The following is a 17,492-nucleotide window of genomic DNA, read 5'->3' on the forward strand; positions in this document are numbered from 1 at the left end:
TTGCGGTTGTGGCCCTGGGGCCTATTCGAGTACCACTTCGAGATCGAGGTGGCACAGCCTGCGATAAATCTCTTCCTTGCGTTCACGCACTGCATGGTTCTGCGGTAACAACTCGCAGCAGCTATGCAGCAAATGCAGTACTTCCAGCGCAAGATCGGGCTCCCAGGCGTGCAGGCCTGAGTCCTGTAATGTTTGGTCGAGGGTCTCGAGTTGGGTCTTGGCCAGTTCGTATTTCTTGGCCATGAAGCACAACCGCGCGAGGGCGAACTGCCAGAAGAATCGAACCCGCCCGCCGTGGGCGCTTTGCAGGCCCTGCTTGAGGATTTGCACGGCGGCCTTGAGGCCGTCCTTGCGCAGAATCGGCATGACTTCTTCCAGGGCCACTTCCCAGGCCGGCTGGGTATCGGCGACTTCGACCTTGCGCGGCGCACTGGCGCTTTGCAGGTGCGGCATGACGTGGGCGCCGATCCAGGCGCGTGTGGCCGGATCGGCGAACGGCGCGCCGTCGTGGAAACGCAATTCGATGATGCCGGGCAGGCGCTGAACCAAAAGCGCGAAGTGGATTTCCACTTCGCGCATTGCCATCTCGGCGTTCAGCCCCTGGAGGCATTCCCAGACCATTCGCTGGCCATCGAACCAGAACGGCGCCTTCGCCAGGCTCGCCTCCAGCTCTACCAGCAGATCAGCGTATTTCCCCTGGTCGTAGCGGTCCTGATAGGCCTTGAGTTTGTCCGCCGGCACGCCACGCAGAGCGGTGATCTGTTCGGCGTTGCGCTCGGGCACCGCGTCGATGGGCAACCACAGCAACGTGCGATTGAGGCGCAGGGCGCGCAGGTCGGTGGCTTTCTGTTTGAGCCACCAGGCACACAGCGGACGGGCGTTTTCCTGCTGGGCGCGCAGGGCCTTGTGGGCTTCTTTCTCGTTGTCGATCGGCGCGCCGGGGGTGAGCAGCTGGGTCGCGGCCTGCTTGACCTGGGCCACCGCGGCGCCCACCACACCGGGCTCCGGCTGGTTGTCGGCGGCGCGTTGAACCATGTTTTTCAAGCGACGGGAAATCGGCAGCAGCAACGGCGCGTCGTCGCCCAAATGCTCGGTGCACGCGGCGTCGAGGCCTTCCAGATGCTCGACCAGACGGCGGAACATCGGCAGTTGCTCTTTGATCGCGACGTTTTCGTTCAGCACCTGCTCAAGACGCGGCACCAACCAGCTGATGGCAGCGGAGCGAGTGCGGGCCTTGTTCGGGTGAACCTCGGCCCAGTGGTTTTCACAGAGGTGGTGCAACAAACCGAGGCCGGCCAGCAGCCCCTGGAAGGATTCGCGCTGGTACAGCGCCCAGGTCAGCCACGCTCCGACACGCAAATCCTTGGATTGAGTGCGCAGCAGGTTTTCACTGTTTTCGCGGATTTTCAGCCAGTCGATCTGACCGCTTTCGTGCATGGACGAGGCTTTGCCCAGCTCGCTTTCCAACGCCTCATATTCGCTCGAAAAGCGAACGTCCTCGCCCGCGAAATTCTCTTTGGAAACAGAGGCTTTTGCGAGTTCAAGGTAATGGGCGGAAAGTTTGCTTGAGTAGGACATCCATGGCCTTTAATTAGGATTACGGTCATACGGCTCATTGGAGTTGAAATGGAGCCGGACAGTATCAAAGAGCTGCGATGAATCTCATCCAATTGAGTTCATGCTCTTTCAAGGCGCGCATCCTAATCACAATGATGGCCATTAGCAAGCAACCAATAAAACAATAGAACTACGTCTTCGTTATTGCTGTAGGAGATCACCCTATATGCCACAGGGGATCCCCTGACGCCGGCTTTGACCTCCCCAGCTTCGACGCATCGCCCCCGCAACCATTGAGCCAGAGCGGTTCATCAACCCCACCAATCATCACAGGACATTCACGCCCTGAAACGGAACCCAGCATGACAAAAATAAAACATGAAAAATGTAGGAGCTTTCCGAAAAGTTACAGTCATCCATGGACAAGGCGATGACTGAAAATAAGCATAAAAAGTGCCATCATAATGATGGCACTTTTATATTTCAGCAAACTCTACATACATGGAGTTACATAGACCAGCCCATTACCGTGGGCTATTAAGAATCATCTGCCATCCGTTGAGTCACAAAATGCCGGTTCTAGATTAAGTAGTACGAATTAAATCCAAAACACGCAGGCCATCCAGTTTCCACGCATTCGCTTGCTCCGATCAAAGTCAGCCAGTACAGATCGTTCCCATGCTCTGCGTTCCGACTACGCAGAGCGTGAGAATGATCAAGACCTACAGAAACTCAATCAAGCATTCGGGCAAGGCACCGGCGCCCAGTCGCCCAGGTCCGGGTTCTTGCACATGCTGTTGACCTGAGTGGTGCCTGCGCTGGCGACTTGCTTGCTTTCCGCCTGTTTGGCTTGTGCGGTCTGCAAGGTTTTCTCGGTGGTGACCGCTTCTTTCGGCACGGTTGGCAGCACCGGTTTCTTCGCCGGTTTCACCGCTTTTTTGCTCTTGGTCGGCGTCACGACCGGGGTGGTTTCTGCGGACGCCACGGTGACCACGTCGGTGCGCTGCACGCCTACTTGCTGCAGGTCTTTTTCGTAGGCCTGGGTGTAGTTGTTCAGGTCTTCGCTGGCTTTACCGTTAACCGCGACGATCAGGTCGTTGGACTCTTTGAGGCCCGCGACGATTTCTGCCAGACGCTTGCGGCCCTCGGTGTCGTTGACGGTCTTGGCCTTGCGGTCGGTGACCAGTTCGGTAAACGCATTCTGGTAGCACTGCTGCGAAGCCTTGGCGTACGCGGTGCTGCGGTCGATGTCGGCGGAACTTTTGTTGACGTCGGAGGCGTAGGACGCGATGCGCTGGTTGTCATCGGCGATCTGCTTCTGACGCTCGTTGTAATAACCGACCGCGCCGCCTGCCAGGGCACCGCCCGCTGCACCGATGGCGGCGTTGCGGCCACGGTTCTCGGAATCGACCAAGGCACCCAGCAGTGCACCGCCGACAGCGCCGACGGCCGCGCCGGTGACAACTGACTTGGTCATGTTCGAATCGGTGGCACGCAGGTGCTGTACCGGCTCGTAGCAGTTGGGGTAGTACTCGACCTTGGTGCTCGAGGCGACCTTGGAGGTCGGCGACGTGGCGCAACCGGTCAGTACGGTGCTGAAGCCGACGGCCATCAGCAACAAGTGACGCTTGGAAAGCGAAGCAAAAGATTTACGGGAGGAAAGCATAGTTGTGTTCTCTTTTAAGTTTGACCAGCTCAGCACGACCCACCGCCGCCTGAGTCCCTTCCAAGCTCGCTATACAACGAACGATCATGACCGCTGGGCGTTCGATGCGAGCAATTCCTTCAATATCGCCGCCGGATCGGCTCGTCGTTGCTGACGATAGTCACCGACATGGCGAACGAACAACGTTGCGCGCGTGACCAGGCTCTTGCCCAGTACCGGCTTGCGCTCCAACTCTTCCTTGATGCGTTGAAACTGCGCCTGGATCACGGCATCGGTGTAGCGCGTGCCGGTCGCCAGGTTGTCGATGTAGATCGCCACCGCGCCGTCCAGCGCGCTGCGGCCATTGTCGATGGCGGTAGCGAACAGCTTGGCGCTGACCTCGTCCTTGGCGTCCACGGCCTGCTGGCGACTCTTCTGCAAATTGGTCAGGCGAATGTTGTAGTTGTTGACGGTCTCGGCCACCAGGGCCGCCGACTGGATCAGGTTGCCGGCCGCTTCCTCGCGCTGCTGGGCGATGAGCGAGACGTTGCGCTTGAGCTCTTCGTTGACCAGCCCCAGCTCGGCTTGCAAGCGCGGATCGACGCTGGCAGCAATGATGCTGTCCAGGCGTTTGGTCGGGTCCTGGGCGCCGTCGATCGCATCGGTCAGCGAAGCCAGCCGACCTTCTTTCTGCCATTGGGCAAACAGTTCCTTGTAGCGCGAACGTGGCGCCGACAACGCGCCAATCGCGACCCGGAACCCGGTGGTTTCGTTGTTTTGCTCGGTGCCGTCGGCGGCGAACAGCGGGTACTCGCGGCGCATCCCGGTGAACAAGGTGCCCTCGCCTTCCAGGTAATTGCCGCCCTTGACCACAAAGCCCCCGTAGGTGCCCTGGCGGCGTCCGGCGTGCACGAGCTGGAAGGACTCCTGGACCATCTCGGCGGCATTGCCGATCACGTCGAACAGGCCGATGGGGTTTGCCAGCTTGGTACCGATCGGCATCAGCCGCGCGGCCTGGCCGGTGCCGCCGGCGACCTGATTGAAGACTGCCCAGTCCGCCAGTGGCCCATCGCTTTCGCTGCCCTCCAGACGCCGGGGAAACAGGCGCCCTTCCAGGTCCTGACGGCTGACGGCCTGCCCGCCACGGGCAGCAAATTCCCATTCGACCTCGGTCGGCAAACGCACAAAACCCAGCCCGCCCTCTTCCGCCGAGGTGCCGCGACCGCTCACCGGTAGCAGGTCCTTGTGGTATTTCATCAGCCAGGCGCTGTACACCGCCGAGAAGCGTTCGGCCTCGAATCGCGACAACTTCACCTTGGGCAAACGCCCGGCCATGCCTTGCGGCGCCTCGGCTTGCAATGCCTCGCAGGCCGGCGCCGGCTCGCCGCTGCCCAACGATTGAGCCTGGGCCATGACCTGGGCGTATTGGCGGGCGGTAACTTCGTATTTGCCGATGAAATAGAGCATCGGTTTGAGTGGTGTCTTGGTGTCTGTCTTGGGCATCAACGGCGTGATGGTCTTGCCCCAATCCTTGGGCAGATCCTTGAGGGTGAACTGGCCATTGATGAAGTCCCGGCGATAACCTGAAATGAACGACTGTTGATAACCGGCCTCGCCTTCGCTGAACGGGTAACCGAGGCTGATCTCGCGGTCGTCCAGAGCGCCCTGGGCCAGGATGTAGACGTAACGGAACACCATCTGCCCTTCGCACGGCAGCGGCAGGCTGACGTCGTCGGGCAACGGCTTGGGGTTGTCCAGTTTGTCGGTGCTTTCATCAGCCCAGACCATGCCGGCCAGGCTCAGCGCCACGGCGGCGCCCAGTAACTTATACATCTCGGATTCCTTCAAACGCCTGGATACGCGCCACTCGCCAGCCACCACAGACCGCCGCCACGGCGCTGACGCCGAGCACGGCCACCAGGGCCAACGCGTAGTGACGCGCCAGCAGATGACTGGCGTACTCGCCCGGCATCTGCGCAAATAAATGGTTCAGACCTGATTGCGCCAGGCCATACAGCCCGGCACTCAACAGGGCGGCAAGGCAGGCGCTGTACAGCGCCTGCACCACCACAAACAAAAGCAACGCCGCCGTGGAAAACCCCAGCAGGCGCAACACCGACAACGCTCGACGCTTGCGCTCGACCGCCGCCAGCGCGCCGGCAAAAATCGCCGCGAACGCTCCCGCCACGGCCAATCCGGCAATGATCCAGAACACGATGGACAGGTTGCGGCTCAGTGATTGCACCTGGGCGATGGTCTGGGCCTGGGTCGAGACCAGCAGATTCTGCGCAGCGAAGTACTGACGCAGTGGCTCGACATCCTTGAGGCTGCGGGCGTAAAGACGAAACGCCGGATACACCCGTTGCTCCGTCACGCCCACCGCATCACCTGGCCAACCGAACGCCGGCACGGCGCGGCCGTCCCGGTAATCTTCAGCCGCTTCCAGTAACGTCAATGAGGCGAACAATCCGTCCCGGGCGAAGGCCTCCAGCGGCAGAACGTGCAGCACCTGGACGCGAGTGCGCTGCGCCTCGCCGCGACCGGCCACCTGCCGGCCGAAACTGGCCTGCAGCCAATCACCGGCCTTGGCCCCGAGTTTTTCGGCGGCGGTCTGGCTGAGCAGCACCTGATCCAGCCCTGGGGGCACCGGCAGATTGCCGAGCAAGGGGTCGTTGGCGGCGGTGGGGATCATTTCGACGGTCACCGTCGAAGCGCCAGCGGTCAGATCCGTCGTCGCGGCAATCTGCCGGGTGCGCGGCAAAGCGAAAGCCACGTCGCTGCGCCGGCTCAATTGTTCGATAAACGCGGCACTGAATCGGCCGCCGCCCAAGGGAATGATTTCCCGGGTGGCCGGGTCGTTTTCCAGGCGCTCGGTCAAACTGCTGACCAGGCCGAATTTCAAGCCGAACAGCACCAGCAGCGGTGCGACCACCGCCACCAGCGCCAGTACCGAACAGGCCGACAGCCATGCATCGTTGCGGTAATCCTGCCAGGCCAGGGAAATCACCAGAGCGTTACGCATCAGCAGCCTCCCCGAGGGTGGCGGTGACACCGCCATCGACGTCGCGATGACAACTGATGCGCCGCACCTGCAAACCGCTGGCGCGGGCCAGTGACTCGTCGTGAGTGGCGACGACGCAGCACACGCCGTGTTCGCGGGCCTGGGTCACCAGTAACTGCATCACGCGCTCCGCGTTCAGCGGATCGAGGGCGGCGGTCGGTTCATCGGCCAACAGCAGACGCGGCCCATGGGCCAGGGCCCGGGCGCAACTCACCCGTTGTCGTTGGCCGACAGACAAGTCGCCCGGCCTTTTGCCCAGTTGATCAGCGATATCCAGTGCCCCGGCCAGGCGATCCACGCTACCGTCGTCTTTCAAGCCAAGCAGTTTTCGCGACAGGTCAATGTTGCCGCGCACGTCCAGAAAATCCAGCAGGCCACCGGTTTGCAGCACGTAGCCCAAGTGCCGGCTGCGCAAGTCCGCCAAGGCACTTTGCGCATCTGCGCGCCACAGCCCGGTAATGTCTGTCCTGGTTTGGCCGGGCGCAAAATCAAACTGTCCGGCCTGATCCGGAGCCAGCACCAGCGCCAGCAAATCCAGCAACGTGCTTTTGCCACAGCCACTGGGACCGACCACCGCCAATTGTTCACCGGCACGCAGTTGCAGCCGTGGAATCACCAGGCTGTAGCGCTGGCTGCCGGCGCCTCGGCTTTTGTGCACTGCGCTCATGTTCAGCATCACGGCAGCGTCGACAATGGAACGCGGTACAAGGCATCACCCGGTTCGGCGTCGCCGAAACGCACCCAGTTAGCCAGGTCGTTGTGGAAGGTTTCGTAGAGGCGGATCTTCGAGTCCAGCTCGTCGATAAAGTCCTCCTGCTCGGCCACGCTCAGCGAAAGCCACAAGTCCTGAGTCATGTTCAGCGACTTGCTGCGATAGGGCAGCCCTTCCAGGTACTCACCCAGAACCCCGCCATCGGCCAGATTGCCGCCCTTGCGCAAGGCCGAAGGGTCGCGGCTCATGTAGGCACTGGCGCTGGCGATTTCCTGGAAGAAATTCTTCGGCGAGGTCTGGGTCTTGCGGGCGGCATCGACGATCAGCTTCAGCGATTGCTGCAAGTCGTTGAGCTGCAACTTGGTCAACATCACGCACACCTGGAACGCCGGCAGTGTCGGGTTGGTCAGGTCGCGGTCGGCGGTCCAGGCGCTGACCAGTTGCGGCGCCTGGCTGGCGGCTTTACGCCCCAGGAAGTCCATGTGCATCGCGTAGCCGACAGCCGCCGACTTGTCGGTCAGGCTCGGTGCGGCGCTCAGCAGCGGCACGGTTTGCGGCTTGCCGCTGCGCACCTGATGCACCAGGTCGGCAAACACCGAACCGATCTCATCCACCCGCTCACCGAACTTGCGCACATCGGCGCCCGGCACCGGAATGTACAGGTCGCCGATCTGCGGGTTGGCGTCGGCGGTCAGGGTGCGGTACTGGCTTTGCGCACCGTCATGGGTTTTCTTGCCGGCATCGCTAAGCAAGTGCAAGGCGTAGATCTTGATCTGCTTGCCCAGCGCGGCCTGGCGCACTTCGGCCTCGTTCATTTGCGTGGCGGCATATGGGTCGTTCTTGCGCAAGGCACCGGCATCGGTGACCAACAGAATCAGGCGCCCGCCATAGCCGGACCAGTCCATGCCCTCGACCGCTTCCATCACGCCGGCAAACGCATCTTCGTTGAACGAATGGCTCGAGACCGTGGACGCCTTGACCTGCCGCGCCAGGTCCATGAAGCGCTGCGGGTCGCGGCCCTGTTCCAGGGTGATCAAGGTTTTGGCGACGTATTCCAGGCCCGGGGTTTTCTGGATGCTGCTGCGAAACCCCACCAGGCCAAAGCTGACACTGTCCAGCTCGCCCCGCTCGGCGATGCGGGTTTGCAGTTGGTGTACGACGTCGCGGACCTGATCGATGTAGGGCTGCATGGACACGGTGGTGTCAACGACCAACACCACGGCGGTGCGGAACGCGTCGGCGTTAGCAGTAGTGATTGGTGTGTTGTTGGCAGCGGCCTTCGGAGCATTACCGGGGTCGATGGACGCCACGTTCAGCAACTGCACCGGCTGGCCGTTTTCGTCGAAACTCTCGCGCGAATCGAAGATCGGCAACAGGTAAAACTGATTCTGCGGCACCGCACTGGCGGCCGGTTCCAGGGCCAGCACCCGCTGGTTGTCTTCGCTATTCTGCTGGGCCTTGAGCAACAGGTTTTTGGCGGACGACGGATCGGCCAGCAGCTTCTCCACTTCGCCGGGCTGACGCAGGAACATCACCGGCGCACGGCCGGAGCGTTCGGTGAACTTGAGCACCAGGCTTTGCTTCCAGTCGCTGACTTGTGCGGCCGGCAACCAGCCGTCACTGCGCCCGTCGGTGGCGACGCCAACACGCAGCCACGGGTTGCCATCAACCTCTTTGCGCTCATAGACGTAAAGCACGGAAAACGCCGGCAAGGCCTTGCCAGGTGTGGCCCCCGGGTCGCTGGCGTATTTCGCCCCCGGCTTGCTGAGTACCCGCTGGAACAAGGTTTTTTTGCCGGCCATCAACAGCGGACGCTGACCGCCATCGACCTCCGTCGCCACCGGGGGATTGACGGGTGGCGCCACGGCCGGCGGCGGACTGACCGGCGGCGCTGAAACCACCGGCACCTTGGCGTCGGTTTCGACGTCACCGGACAGCCACCAATAACCCGCGCCGCCCAAGGCCAGCGCCACGACCACCGCGACGGCGGCGAGTGCGAACACCGGCCCCTTGCGCTGCTCCGAGACCATGGACGGCGGCGGCTGCACAGTCGGCGGAACAGGCTTGGGTCGAGGTTGTGGCTGCGCGGGGCCGGTCGGTATATCGATGGACACCGGCGTCAGCCCCGCCAGGTCATTGCTCACCGCAATCGGCAATACCGGTATTGGCAATGGCCGGATCGTGGTCGCTTCAACCGATTCCCGAGGCAGATTATCCAGCGCCTGCAACAGCGCCGCTGCATTCGGGAAACGGTCGGCCGGATCCTTGGCCAGCAGCTTGCGCAGCACCTCTTGATAGCGGCCGTGGTGCACCGGCAGCTCCGGCAACGGTTCGGTCAAATGCGCCAGGGCCGTGGAGAGCGCGTCGTTGCCGGTATACGGCAGTTTGCCGACGAGGATTTCGTAGAGCACCACGCCCAAGGCATAAAGATCGGCCCGGCCGTCAATATCCTGGCCACGCGCCTGTTCCGGGCTCATGTAGCTGGGGGTACCGACGGCGAAACCGGCCTGGGTGAACTGGGTGCGGTCGTCCATGGACTTGGCGATACCGAAGTCCGAGAGCACCGCCGTGCCATCGGCACGGAACAGAATGTTCGCCGGTTTGACGTCGCGATGAACCAGCCCCAGCCCATGGGCATAGCCCAGGGCCGAAGCGATCTGGCGGATGTAGATCAGGCCCTGTTCTGGCGTCAGGCCGGCGGCGATGCGCTCCTTGAGCGTGCCGTTGGGCAGGTATTCCATGGCCATGTAATACAGCTCACCGACATGGCCGATGTCATGGATGGTGACCGTATGCGGGTGCGACAGGCGCGCCAGGGTTTTGCCTTCGCGCAGGAAGCGCTCGCAGAAACTCGGGTCGGCCGCCAGCGCGGCGGCCATGACCTTCAGCGCCACCTTGCGCTCCAGCGAGCGCTGGGTCGCCAGGTAAACGCTGGCCATGGCGCCTTCGCCGATCTCGCCGTCGATGTCGTAGCCGGGGATCAGAATGTTCAGGGTGGAATTCATGACGGCACCTTCACGACGATGACGGTGATGTTGTCCGGAGCGCCGCGCATCAGGCCCAGAGACACCAGGCTGCTGGCGATTTCCCCGGGCTCGTCGTGGCTCAGCACCTCGCGGATCTCATGATCTTCAACCGTTTTGTTCAGCCCGTCGCTGCACAACAGGTAACTGTCGCCGGGCCTCAATAGCAGCTCGACCATCGCCAGCTCCAGTTGTGCCTCGACCCCGATGGCGCGGGTGACAATATTGGCCCGTGGATGCACCCGGGCTTCAGCTTCGCTGAGCAGGCCGCTGTCCTGCAGATCCTGAACGTAACTGTGGTCCCGCGAGATGCGTTTGAGCCGGCCGTCACGCAGGCGATACAAGCGACTGTCACCCGCCCACAGGCATACCCCGCGCAAGTCACGCGCCGCCATCACCACCACAGTGCTGCCCATCATGGTCACGCCGCGGTTGGCGGTCTCTTCACGCACAGCGGCGTTGACCCGCAGCAGGTCGGTTTTCAGCGCGGCGGCGTATTCATCCAGCGAGCGGCCCACGGCAATGCTACGCAGACTGTCGACGATCAGACTGCTGACGTAGTCGCCCGCCGCGTGCCCGCCCATGCCATCGGCGACCACCCACAGGCCGTTTTCCGGCCGGTCCAGGCAAGCATCTTCGTTAACCTGGCGGACCATACCGACATGGCTCTTGCTTGCAGATTTGAACGTCTTTCCAACGCTTGAACACATCTACACAACACCTTCTTGGCCGAGCAAAAATTGCGCAAAATCAGCGGCGGCCGGCAGGCCCTGGCACCGTAATAAAGCGGGAGCGATACGCTCCGAACCCTGGCCCCACCACAGGCTTGCGCCTTCGCAGGCCAGTTCGGCTAGCGCGGTCATTCGCGCCTTCGGGTTAGTGGCATCAAAGCAATGCAGGCCGGCAAAACGGCTGCTTGGCGCGCGACGCAGATACGCCGGGCTGCCCAGCGCTTCCAGTCCTGCACCGAAAGCTTCGAAGCTCGCCTCCACGCTCAACGTGCTCAACATCAATTGCTCAACCTGCTCAAACCAGGCATCCGAGCCGCCCACCACCGATGCCGGATCAGCGTCGTGATCCAGCAGCACCGCGACGGTCAGCGGAAAATACCGGCCAACCCGATCGATGCTCGGCATCACCACCCCAACGGCGGCCTGCGGCCCACATACACCGGGCCCGACCATAAAGCGCCACAGCGGACTGACCAGATAGGCGTCCAGCCAACGGTCCCCGAGGCTCTGGCTGGCGAGCAGGCCCGCCGCCAGCCACGAATCCCAGGGGCCGATAAAACTCTGCGGCAAGCCACGGCTGACAAAGTCCCCGCGACTGGCCAGTTTTCCATAGAAGCCCGGCGTGCTCATAAACGCTCCGGCAGGCTGAAACCGCTGAGCACACGGCTCTTGAACGGGTTGAAGGCGCTGTTGGCCCGCAACTCATAAGAGACGCTGGCGCCGTCGACCCGCAGCCGCAGGTTGAAGCGATCCGGCGAGTTGCCGGCGGTCAGGTCCGATTGCTCCAGCAGGCGGAACCAGGCCCAGGGCCCGTCCAGGGTGATGCCCGAACGACCGCTGGCTGAAGGCGGCATGATCGAGATCCGCACCACGCCGATGCTGCCGGGGTTGGGCCATTGCATGGAGGTGGGGCGGCTCGGGCCGTGGTCGTAGCTCAACTGCTGGCCATCGAGGTCGAGCAAAAACTGGGTAATGGTGGCGTCCATCGCCACTGGCTTGAGTTCGAAGCGCACCATCGGCTGGGTGCCGCCGGAACGGAAAAACGCATCCCGGATGGTCGCTGCCCGCTGGAAGGTTTGCAGTACGCCAGGGGCAATGCCGAGCTTCTGTGCGGCGCCCGGTTGCCAGCGCCAGGCCTGGGTCGAGGTATCCACGTACGGCTGCAGGTATTTGCGGAAGTAGTTGTCCATCACCCCGCCCACGCCGAAGAACTGGCCGAAGTCGTCCAGGGTTGCGTCTCGCGCACTGCCCGGCGACATCGGATAACGCCCGGCCAGGGACTGGCGATAGATGTTCACCACTTCGCTGGTCCAGGCCGCGTTCAGTTGATTGCGTACCCCGCCCATCATGCTGTTAGTGGTGGAGTTGACCACCGACTTGACCAGCCCCTGCACCAGCGGCGGCTGACGTTCGGCGTTGAGGCTGACCCGTGTCGCGGCCGCTGCGGCCTGGTTCTTGGCTTCGCCGAGCAAGGCCTCGCCGCTGGCGCCGACCATGGCGCTGACCTGCACATACAGGGCGTTCATGTCGGCCAGCAGGCCGTCGATGACCGCCGGCTCGCCTTCGTTTTTGCTGACGATGCTGTTGAGTTCGGCAAAATGCGCGGTGACTGGATCGTCACTGGCATCCGGTGTGTTTTGCGTCGCCTGCTCCTGGCCGAGCAAGGTGCCCAAGCGCTCCTTGAGCTTGTCGACCCCACCCTCGACCGGAGCGCCCTTGGCGGCCAGCAGGCGTTCTTCCTGTTGCAGATCGGTTTCCTTCGCCACGGCCACCAGCAGTTTTTTCAACGGCGAGGTCGGGCCGGAAATCACCCGCAGCACATCGGCGGCCTGGGCCACGCTGGTGATCGGCACGAAGTCGATATCAGCCAGCAAGGCGTCCCACTGGCGCTGGTAATCCTGGAAATACAGGCGGCGCACGTCGGCGGCCAGGCTGACGACGTTCTGTTGTTCTGCCTGGTCGCGACCGAGCACCCACTGCTCCTCGGCCAGGGTGCCGGTCTGGTTCAGGCTGGTCAGCAAAAACCCTTGGCGGTAACCCTTGGCCGTGAAGAAGCCGCTCAAGGGTTCGCCCAGGGGCTTGCCGCTCTTGCGGCTGAACACCAGCGCGGCATCACGCCCGGCCGCTTCGTTGATACGAAAGTCCGGGATGCCGTCCGGCAGTTTCTGCCGCTTGACCCGGTCATAGACACGCTGGGCCACCGGCAGTTGCTGCAACTGCCGACGCAGGTCGTCGATCAGGCGCGGGTCCAGACGTGCGGTGGGCGGATGGCGTTCGAACAGTGCCAGCAAGTGCTCCTCCAGGGCCAGACGCTGCTCGGCCGGCAGGTCACGCGGCAGGCTGCGATCCCAGTCCAGGGCGATCCACGCCTTGATGAAGTCGGCATCGTAATGCTCGCTGTCGGCGAGCATCAGGTAGGCCTTCAAGCCTTCGTAAAGGAAGTCCGAATTGCCGCCGCCGTGCAGTTGCTCTTCGATGCGCGTGAGCAAGCGTGGCGCGAAGACCGCGATCAACAGCTTGCGATAGACGCTGCCAGACTCGGCTTCAAGCATGTTGCCCTGATACAGGCCCAGGCCTTCGGCCCAGCTCGGCGCATCGTCGGCCAAGTGCTTGACCGCGTTGAGCAAAGGCAACACCGCGAGCACGTCCCGTTGTGCCGGGCTGAGGTTCTGCACGGCCTGGCCCAGGGGCGCGACTTTCTGATCGACTTGCGCGATATACGCCTGGTTGGCGCGGTAGCTGACCCACCACAAGGTCCCGACCACCAGCACCAGGGCCACGGTCGAGGCCAGAACACCCCGGGCGATCCACTTGCGCCGACGTTCGACTTTCGGGTTGACCCCCACCAGCCCACGCTCGGCAAAAGCCACGGCGCTGAAGAGTTTTTCGATGAAGTAACTGCGCCCGGTGCCGTTCTGGCGCGCAAGGTGCTGGCGGTCCAGGTTCATGCTCTGGGCCATGGAGCCAATCAGCCGGTCAATCGGGCTGCCTTCCTGGGTGCCGCTGGTGAAATACACCCCGCGCAACAGCACCCGCTCTTCAAAGGCGTTGGGTTTGAATACGCCCTCAAGGAAGCTTTGCAGGCAATCTTTCAACGCGCCGAACTGTTGCGGGAAGCCGTAGATCAGATCGCGCCGCGCCGGGTCGCGTTCCTGTTGCAAACGCTCCACCAAACGATCGTTGAGGCGCTGTTCCAGGCCGGCGAATTCGCTTTGCAGATGGGCCAGCGGGCTGTCATTGTTTTTACCGTCGTCCAGGGCAAAGGTCATACCCCAGACCTGAGCCCGTTCTTCCTTGCTCAGGGTATCGAAATACTCCATGAACCCTGGCACCAGATCGAGTTTGGTCAACATCAGGTAGATCGGAAAGCGCACGCCGAGTTGCGCGTACAACTCCTGGATACGCTGGCGGATCGCGGCGGCATGGGCAGCGCGCTCGGCGTCACTGCTCAGAAGCAGGTCGGAGAGGCTGATGGCGATAAACGCACCGTCGATCGGACGCCGGGCCCGCTGTTTTTTCAACAGGCCGAGAAAACCCAGCCACGCGGCTTTATCGACTGTCGCATGGCTGTCCTGGGTGGTGTAGCGCCCGGCGGTGTCGAGCAGCACGGCCTGATCGGTAAACCACCAATCGCAATTGCGCGTGCCACCGACGCCGCGTACCGCTCCGGCGCCCAATTGCGCCGCCAATGGAAAATGCAGCCCGGAATTGACCAGCGCCGTGGTCTTGCCCGAACCTGGCGGGCCGATGATCACGTACCACGGCAACTCGTAGAGATTGCGCCGCTCGTCACCGCCCAGCTTGGCTTTCTTCAACAGTGCCAAGGCTTCGTCCATGCGCTGGCGCAGGGTTTCGAGTTCCTCAAAGGTGGCGACGCTGGTCGGGTCCGGCGGGGTTTGCGCCGCCAGGCTGCGCATCACTTCGGCGGCCTGACGGCGCGCCTGGATGATGCGAAACAGCCGATAGGCGATCCACACCGCGAACACCAGAATGATCAGCGTCCAGCGCCGGCCTTCGGGCACCAGGAATTCGAGCAGCGGCCCGACAAACCAGATGATCAGGCTCAGGGCGATCAGCCCCAGCAACGGAATGACCCAGCGGATGATAAAACTGAAAAACGCCTTCACTCGACCCCCTCCGCCAACACTGTGATTTCGACCCGACGATTACGCGCGCGGCCCTCTGTTGTAGCGTTCGAGACCAACGGTTCGGTGTCGCTGCGGCCTTCGGCGCTGAAGCGCTCGGGCTGGCCGGTTTTGGCCGAGAGGATTTGCAGCACCGAAGTGGCACGCGCCTCGGACAAGGCCCAGTTCGATGGAAACCGCAGGGTGGCAATCGGGCGATTGTCGCTGTGGCCGGTCACCCGGACCTGACCCTTGACCTTGCGAATGGCATCGGCGATGCGCAGCATCAGCGGCTGGAAATTGTCGACGATGCTGGCGCTGCCCGAAGCGAATAGCTCATCGCCACGGATGGTCACCACTGAACGGTCAACGGCATCTTCCACGGCCACCCGGCCGGCCTTGATTTCATCGGCGAGGAAGCCCGCCAGGCGGGGACGTTCGATCAGTTTCGGTTGCACCACCGGACGGTCGATGGCCTGCACCGGGATCTCACCCAGTGCATGGATATTTTTAAACACCGGCTCGGCATCGGCGGCCAGTTTCAAGCGCAGGCCGAACAGCAGTGCCAACAGCAACGCCACGCCGATGGCCACGGCGATCCATGGCGGCATGAATTGCGCCAGCCGGTCGCGGGCCACGGTGACGCCGCGCCAATGGGGCGACAGTTCACGCTCATATTCACCACGGGCGCTGCGGATGACCGCACTGGTGCGTTCACGCAAGGCTTCCAGTTGGCTGCGACCGTCGTTGATGACCCGATAGCGCCCTTCGAAACCCAGGCACATGCACAGGTACAACAGCTCCAGCAGATACAAACGTTCGCGGGGGCTTTGCAGGCAATGTTCCAAGAGCAGGAACACCTTCTCGCCGCCCCAGGCTTCGTTGTGCACGGTGATCAGCAGGCTCTGTTTGCCCCAGTCGCTGGCGCCACCCCACGGCGTACTCAACACCGCTTCATCCAGGGCGGTGCACAAGGCGTAACGGGCCAGCAACACATCGTTGCGCACCACACCGGCAGCCTCGGCGCGCTCCTCGAACTGGCGCAGGTAGGCCAGTAATTGCGCCCGTAGGCTCGCCGGCGCCGGGTGGGCAATGGTGTTACGCAAGCGGGTCAGCAAAGCCAGCAACGGGCCAGCGGCGCTCTCCAGAGGGTTGAGACCTTCGGCTTTGCCGATCAAAAGCGGCGCGGCCGGCATCGAAAGCGGCGCGGCCTGGGCGCGACCGGCATCCGGGCGGGCCGGATCGGCGCCACGGCCACCGGGTGTCGGCATGAATTGGGTACGATCGTCGTTGCTCATTGCGGTTTATCCTCGGATCGCCCAGAAAGCCAGGTTCAGCCCCGGGAATTGCCCCGCGATGTAGAACGCAAAACCGCCGGAGTTGGCCAGTTGCTGCCAATGCTCGCTGCCCCGGTCCAGTTCGTAATAGGTGGAGCCGGCGTGATACGGGATTTGCCGTGGCGCCACCGGCAGCGGCAGCAGGCCGATGCCCGGTAATTGCAGGTTGACCAGGTTGCGGATGTGCTCCACCGAGCCGACCTTGCTCTGTTGGCCAAAGTGGCTGCGCAGGGTTTCGGCGGGCACGTCGGCGCGCACCACCAGGATGAAGCTGGCGCTGTCGAGCAGGGCCTTGTCAGCCAGCATCGCCACATGGACGCCGTAGGCTTTTTCGACGATCGGAATCGGCGTGGCCTTGCTGTCGATCAGCATCGACAGCGCCTCTCGCAGGGCTTGCATCACCGGCGCGAAACTCAGCGCCAAGTCATCGTGCTGGTACTGCGGGTATTCCTGGGGGCGCCGACCGGACGCGGTAAAGGTCGAGAACTCCCCGGCCAGGCTCACCAGCTCGCTGTAGAACCGCTCGGGGTGCAACGGGCTCAACTGGCTCAAGTGCTGGATCAGCGGCTGGGCACGGTTGACCAGTTGCAGCAGCATGAAATCGGCAATTTCCGAGGCACCGCCGGCACCGGACGCCACCACCCGCCCGGCGAGGGCTTCGCCGCGTTGATGAAGCAGGCCCAGCAATTCGCTGCGAAACGCGGCCAGGGGGTTGGAGGCGACCACATCCAGCAACGGCGGGATGTAGGTGTCGTCGAGTACCAAGGCGCGGTCGGCGCGTTTCTCCTTGATTCGTACCAGGCCGATGGCGGCGTAGTCGCTGATGCCATCCTGGGCTACCAACAATCGCAGCGCCCTCGACCCCACGGCCACCGGGGCCTGGTTTTCGAACGGTGCGTTGTCGTCCCGTACTTCGCGCACCTGGCTCACGTAGCGCGCAGCGCCCAGGGCTTCGCCTTCGTCGACCGTATCACGCGCACCGGCGCGCTTGAGCGGCAAGGCCAGGTACACCAAGCCATCGCGCAGGTTGTCATCGACATTCAGCGGGCTCGGTGCCAGGTCATCCTGGGGAATGTTGAATGGCGTGCCGTCCGGCAACAGGCCCCGCGCCGAGATGATCGCCAGTTTGCCCTGGGCCAGCAGGCCCTGGTCGATCAGCAATTCGGAGAAACCCCAGGCGCCGGCCGACAACGGGCGGCTCCGGGCGTCGATGAGGTTCTCCAGGTAACGGTCATGCTGCTGGAAGTGCTGCGTTCCAATGAACATGCCTTCCGACCAGACCACACGATTGTTCCAGGACAT

Annotated in this window: 11 protein-coding genes; all 11 read right to left on the bottom strand. The window is 62.8% G+C overall.

Features of this window, described 5'->3' with window-relative positions; all coding sequences use genetic code 11:
• Positions 1-21 precede the first annotated feature (21 nt).
• The 11 genes from tssA to tssK all read right to left on the bottom strand — a co-directional run bounded on the left by tssA (position 22) and on the right by tssK (position 17,492).
• Complete coding sequence (gene tssA, locus LOY38_RS29025) at positions 22-1,578, bottom strand: type VI secretion system protein TssA (RefSeq protein WP_258698158.1); 1,557 nt, start codon at positions 1,576-1,578, stop codon at positions 22-24.
• Between the two features lie 715 nt (positions 1,579-2,293).
• Positions 2,294-3,223 carry a type VI secretion system-associated lipoprotein TagQ gene (gene tagQ, locus LOY38_RS29030; protein ID WP_258698159.1) on the bottom strand — a complete coding sequence of 310 codons (930 nt, stop codon included), beginning with the start codon at positions 3,221-3,223 and terminating at the stop codon, positions 2,294-2,296.
• An 84-nt stretch (positions 3,224-3,307) separates the two neighbouring features.
• Entirely contained in the window at positions 3,308-5,035 is a 1,728-nt protein-coding gene (locus LOY38_RS29035) for a formylglycine-generating enzyme family protein (RefSeq protein WP_408980548.1), read from the bottom strand.
• Entirely contained in the window at positions 5,028-6,224 is a 1,197-nt protein-coding gene (locus LOY38_RS29040; RefSeq protein WP_258698160.1) for an ABC transporter permease, read from the bottom strand. The genes LOY38_RS29035 and LOY38_RS29040 overlap by 8 nt, the downstream gene beginning before the upstream one ends.
• Positions 6,217-6,939, bottom strand: a complete 723-nt coding sequence (locus LOY38_RS29045; RefSeq protein WP_258700813.1) for an ABC transporter ATP-binding protein — start codon at positions 6,937-6,939, stop codon at positions 6,217-6,219. The genes LOY38_RS29040 and LOY38_RS29045 overlap by 8 nt, the downstream gene beginning before the upstream one ends.
• Positions 6,939-9,980 carry a serine/threonine-protein kinase gene (locus LOY38_RS29050; protein ID WP_309475863.1) on the bottom strand — a complete coding sequence of 1,014 codons (3,042 nt, stop codon included), beginning with the start codon at positions 9,978-9,980 and terminating at the stop codon, positions 6,939-6,941. The genes LOY38_RS29045 and LOY38_RS29050 overlap by 1 nt, the downstream gene beginning before the upstream one ends.
• On the bottom strand, positions 9,977-10,708 hold the full coding sequence (locus tag LOY38_RS29055) for a PP2C family serine/threonine-protein phosphatase (protein ID WP_258698161.1): 732 nt from the start codon (positions 10,706-10,708) through the stop codon (positions 9,977-9,979). Before LOY38_RS29055 ends, LOY38_RS29050 begins: the two co-directional genes overlap by 4 nt.
• Positions 10,709-11,359, bottom strand: coding sequence for a type VI secretion system-associated protein TagF (gene tagF, locus LOY38_RS29060; protein WP_258698162.1), 651 nt, complete (start codon positions 11,357-11,359; stop codon positions 10,709-10,711).
• Positions 11,356-14,856 (bottom strand): type VI secretion system membrane subunit TssM, encoded by a 3,501-nt coding sequence (tssM, locus tag LOY38_RS29065; protein WP_258698163.1) that lies wholly within the window; start codon positions 14,854-14,856, stop codon positions 11,356-11,358. Before tssM ends, tagF begins: the two co-directional genes overlap by 4 nt.
• Positions 14,853-16,151, bottom strand: a complete 1,299-nt coding sequence (locus tag LOY38_RS29070) for a DotU family type VI secretion system protein (protein WP_258698164.1) — start codon at positions 16,149-16,151, stop codon at positions 14,853-14,855. The genes tssM and LOY38_RS29070 overlap by 4 nt, the downstream gene beginning before the upstream one ends.
• 6 nt (positions 16,152-16,157) lie before the next feature.
• Positions 16,158-17,492 carry a type VI secretion system baseplate subunit TssK gene (tssK, locus tag LOY38_RS29075; RefSeq protein ID WP_258698165.1) on the bottom strand — a complete coding sequence of 445 codons (1,335 nt, stop codon included), beginning with the start codon at positions 17,490-17,492 and terminating at the stop codon, positions 16,158-16,160.

The organism is Pseudomonas sp. B21-015 (assembly GCF_024749285.1).
In the GTDB taxonomy this organism is placed as follows: Bacteria; Pseudomonadota; Gammaproteobacteria; order Pseudomonadales; family Pseudomonadaceae; genus Aquipseudomonas.

Excerpts from the sequence above, each read along its gene's own strand:
- LOY38_RS29070 (WP_258698164.1), bottom strand. The coding sequence starts at position 16,151 with ATGAGCAACGACGATCGTACCCAATTCATGCCGACACCCGGTGGCCGT.
- tagQ (WP_258698159.1), bottom strand. The coding sequence starts at position 3,223 with ATGCTTTCCTCCCGTAAATCTTTTGCTTCGCTTTCCAAGCGTCACTTG.
- tssK (WP_258698165.1), bottom strand. The coding sequence starts at position 17,492 with ATGTCCTGGAACAATCGTGTGGTCTGGTCGGAAGGCATGTTCATTGGA.
- LOY38_RS29035 (WP_408980548.1), bottom strand. The coding sequence starts at position 5,035 with ATGTATAAGTTACTGGGCGCCGCCGTGGCGCTGAGCCTGGCCGGCATG.
- tssA (WP_258698158.1), bottom strand. The coding sequence starts at position 1,578 with ATGTCCTACTCAAGCAAACTTTCCGCCCATTACCTTGAACTCGCAAAA.
- LOY38_RS29040 (WP_258698160.1), bottom strand. The coding sequence starts at position 6,224 with ATGCGTAACGCTCTGGTGATTTCCCTGGCCTGGCAGGATTACCGCAAC.
- LOY38_RS29050 (WP_309475863.1), bottom strand. The coding sequence starts at position 9,980 with ATGAATTCCACCCTGAACATTCTGATCCCCGGCTACGACATCGACGGC.
- tagF (WP_258698162.1), bottom strand. The coding sequence starts at position 11,359 with ATGAGCACGCCGGGCTTCTATGGAAAACTGGCCAGTCGCGGGGACTTT.
- LOY38_RS29055 (WP_258698161.1), bottom strand. The coding sequence starts at position 10,708 with ATGTGTTCAAGCGTTGGAAAGACGTTCAAATCTGCAAGCAAGAGCCAT.
- LOY38_RS29045 (WP_258700813.1), bottom strand. The coding sequence starts at position 6,939 with ATGCTGAACATGAGCGCAGTGCACAAAAGCCGAGGCGCCGGCAGCCAG.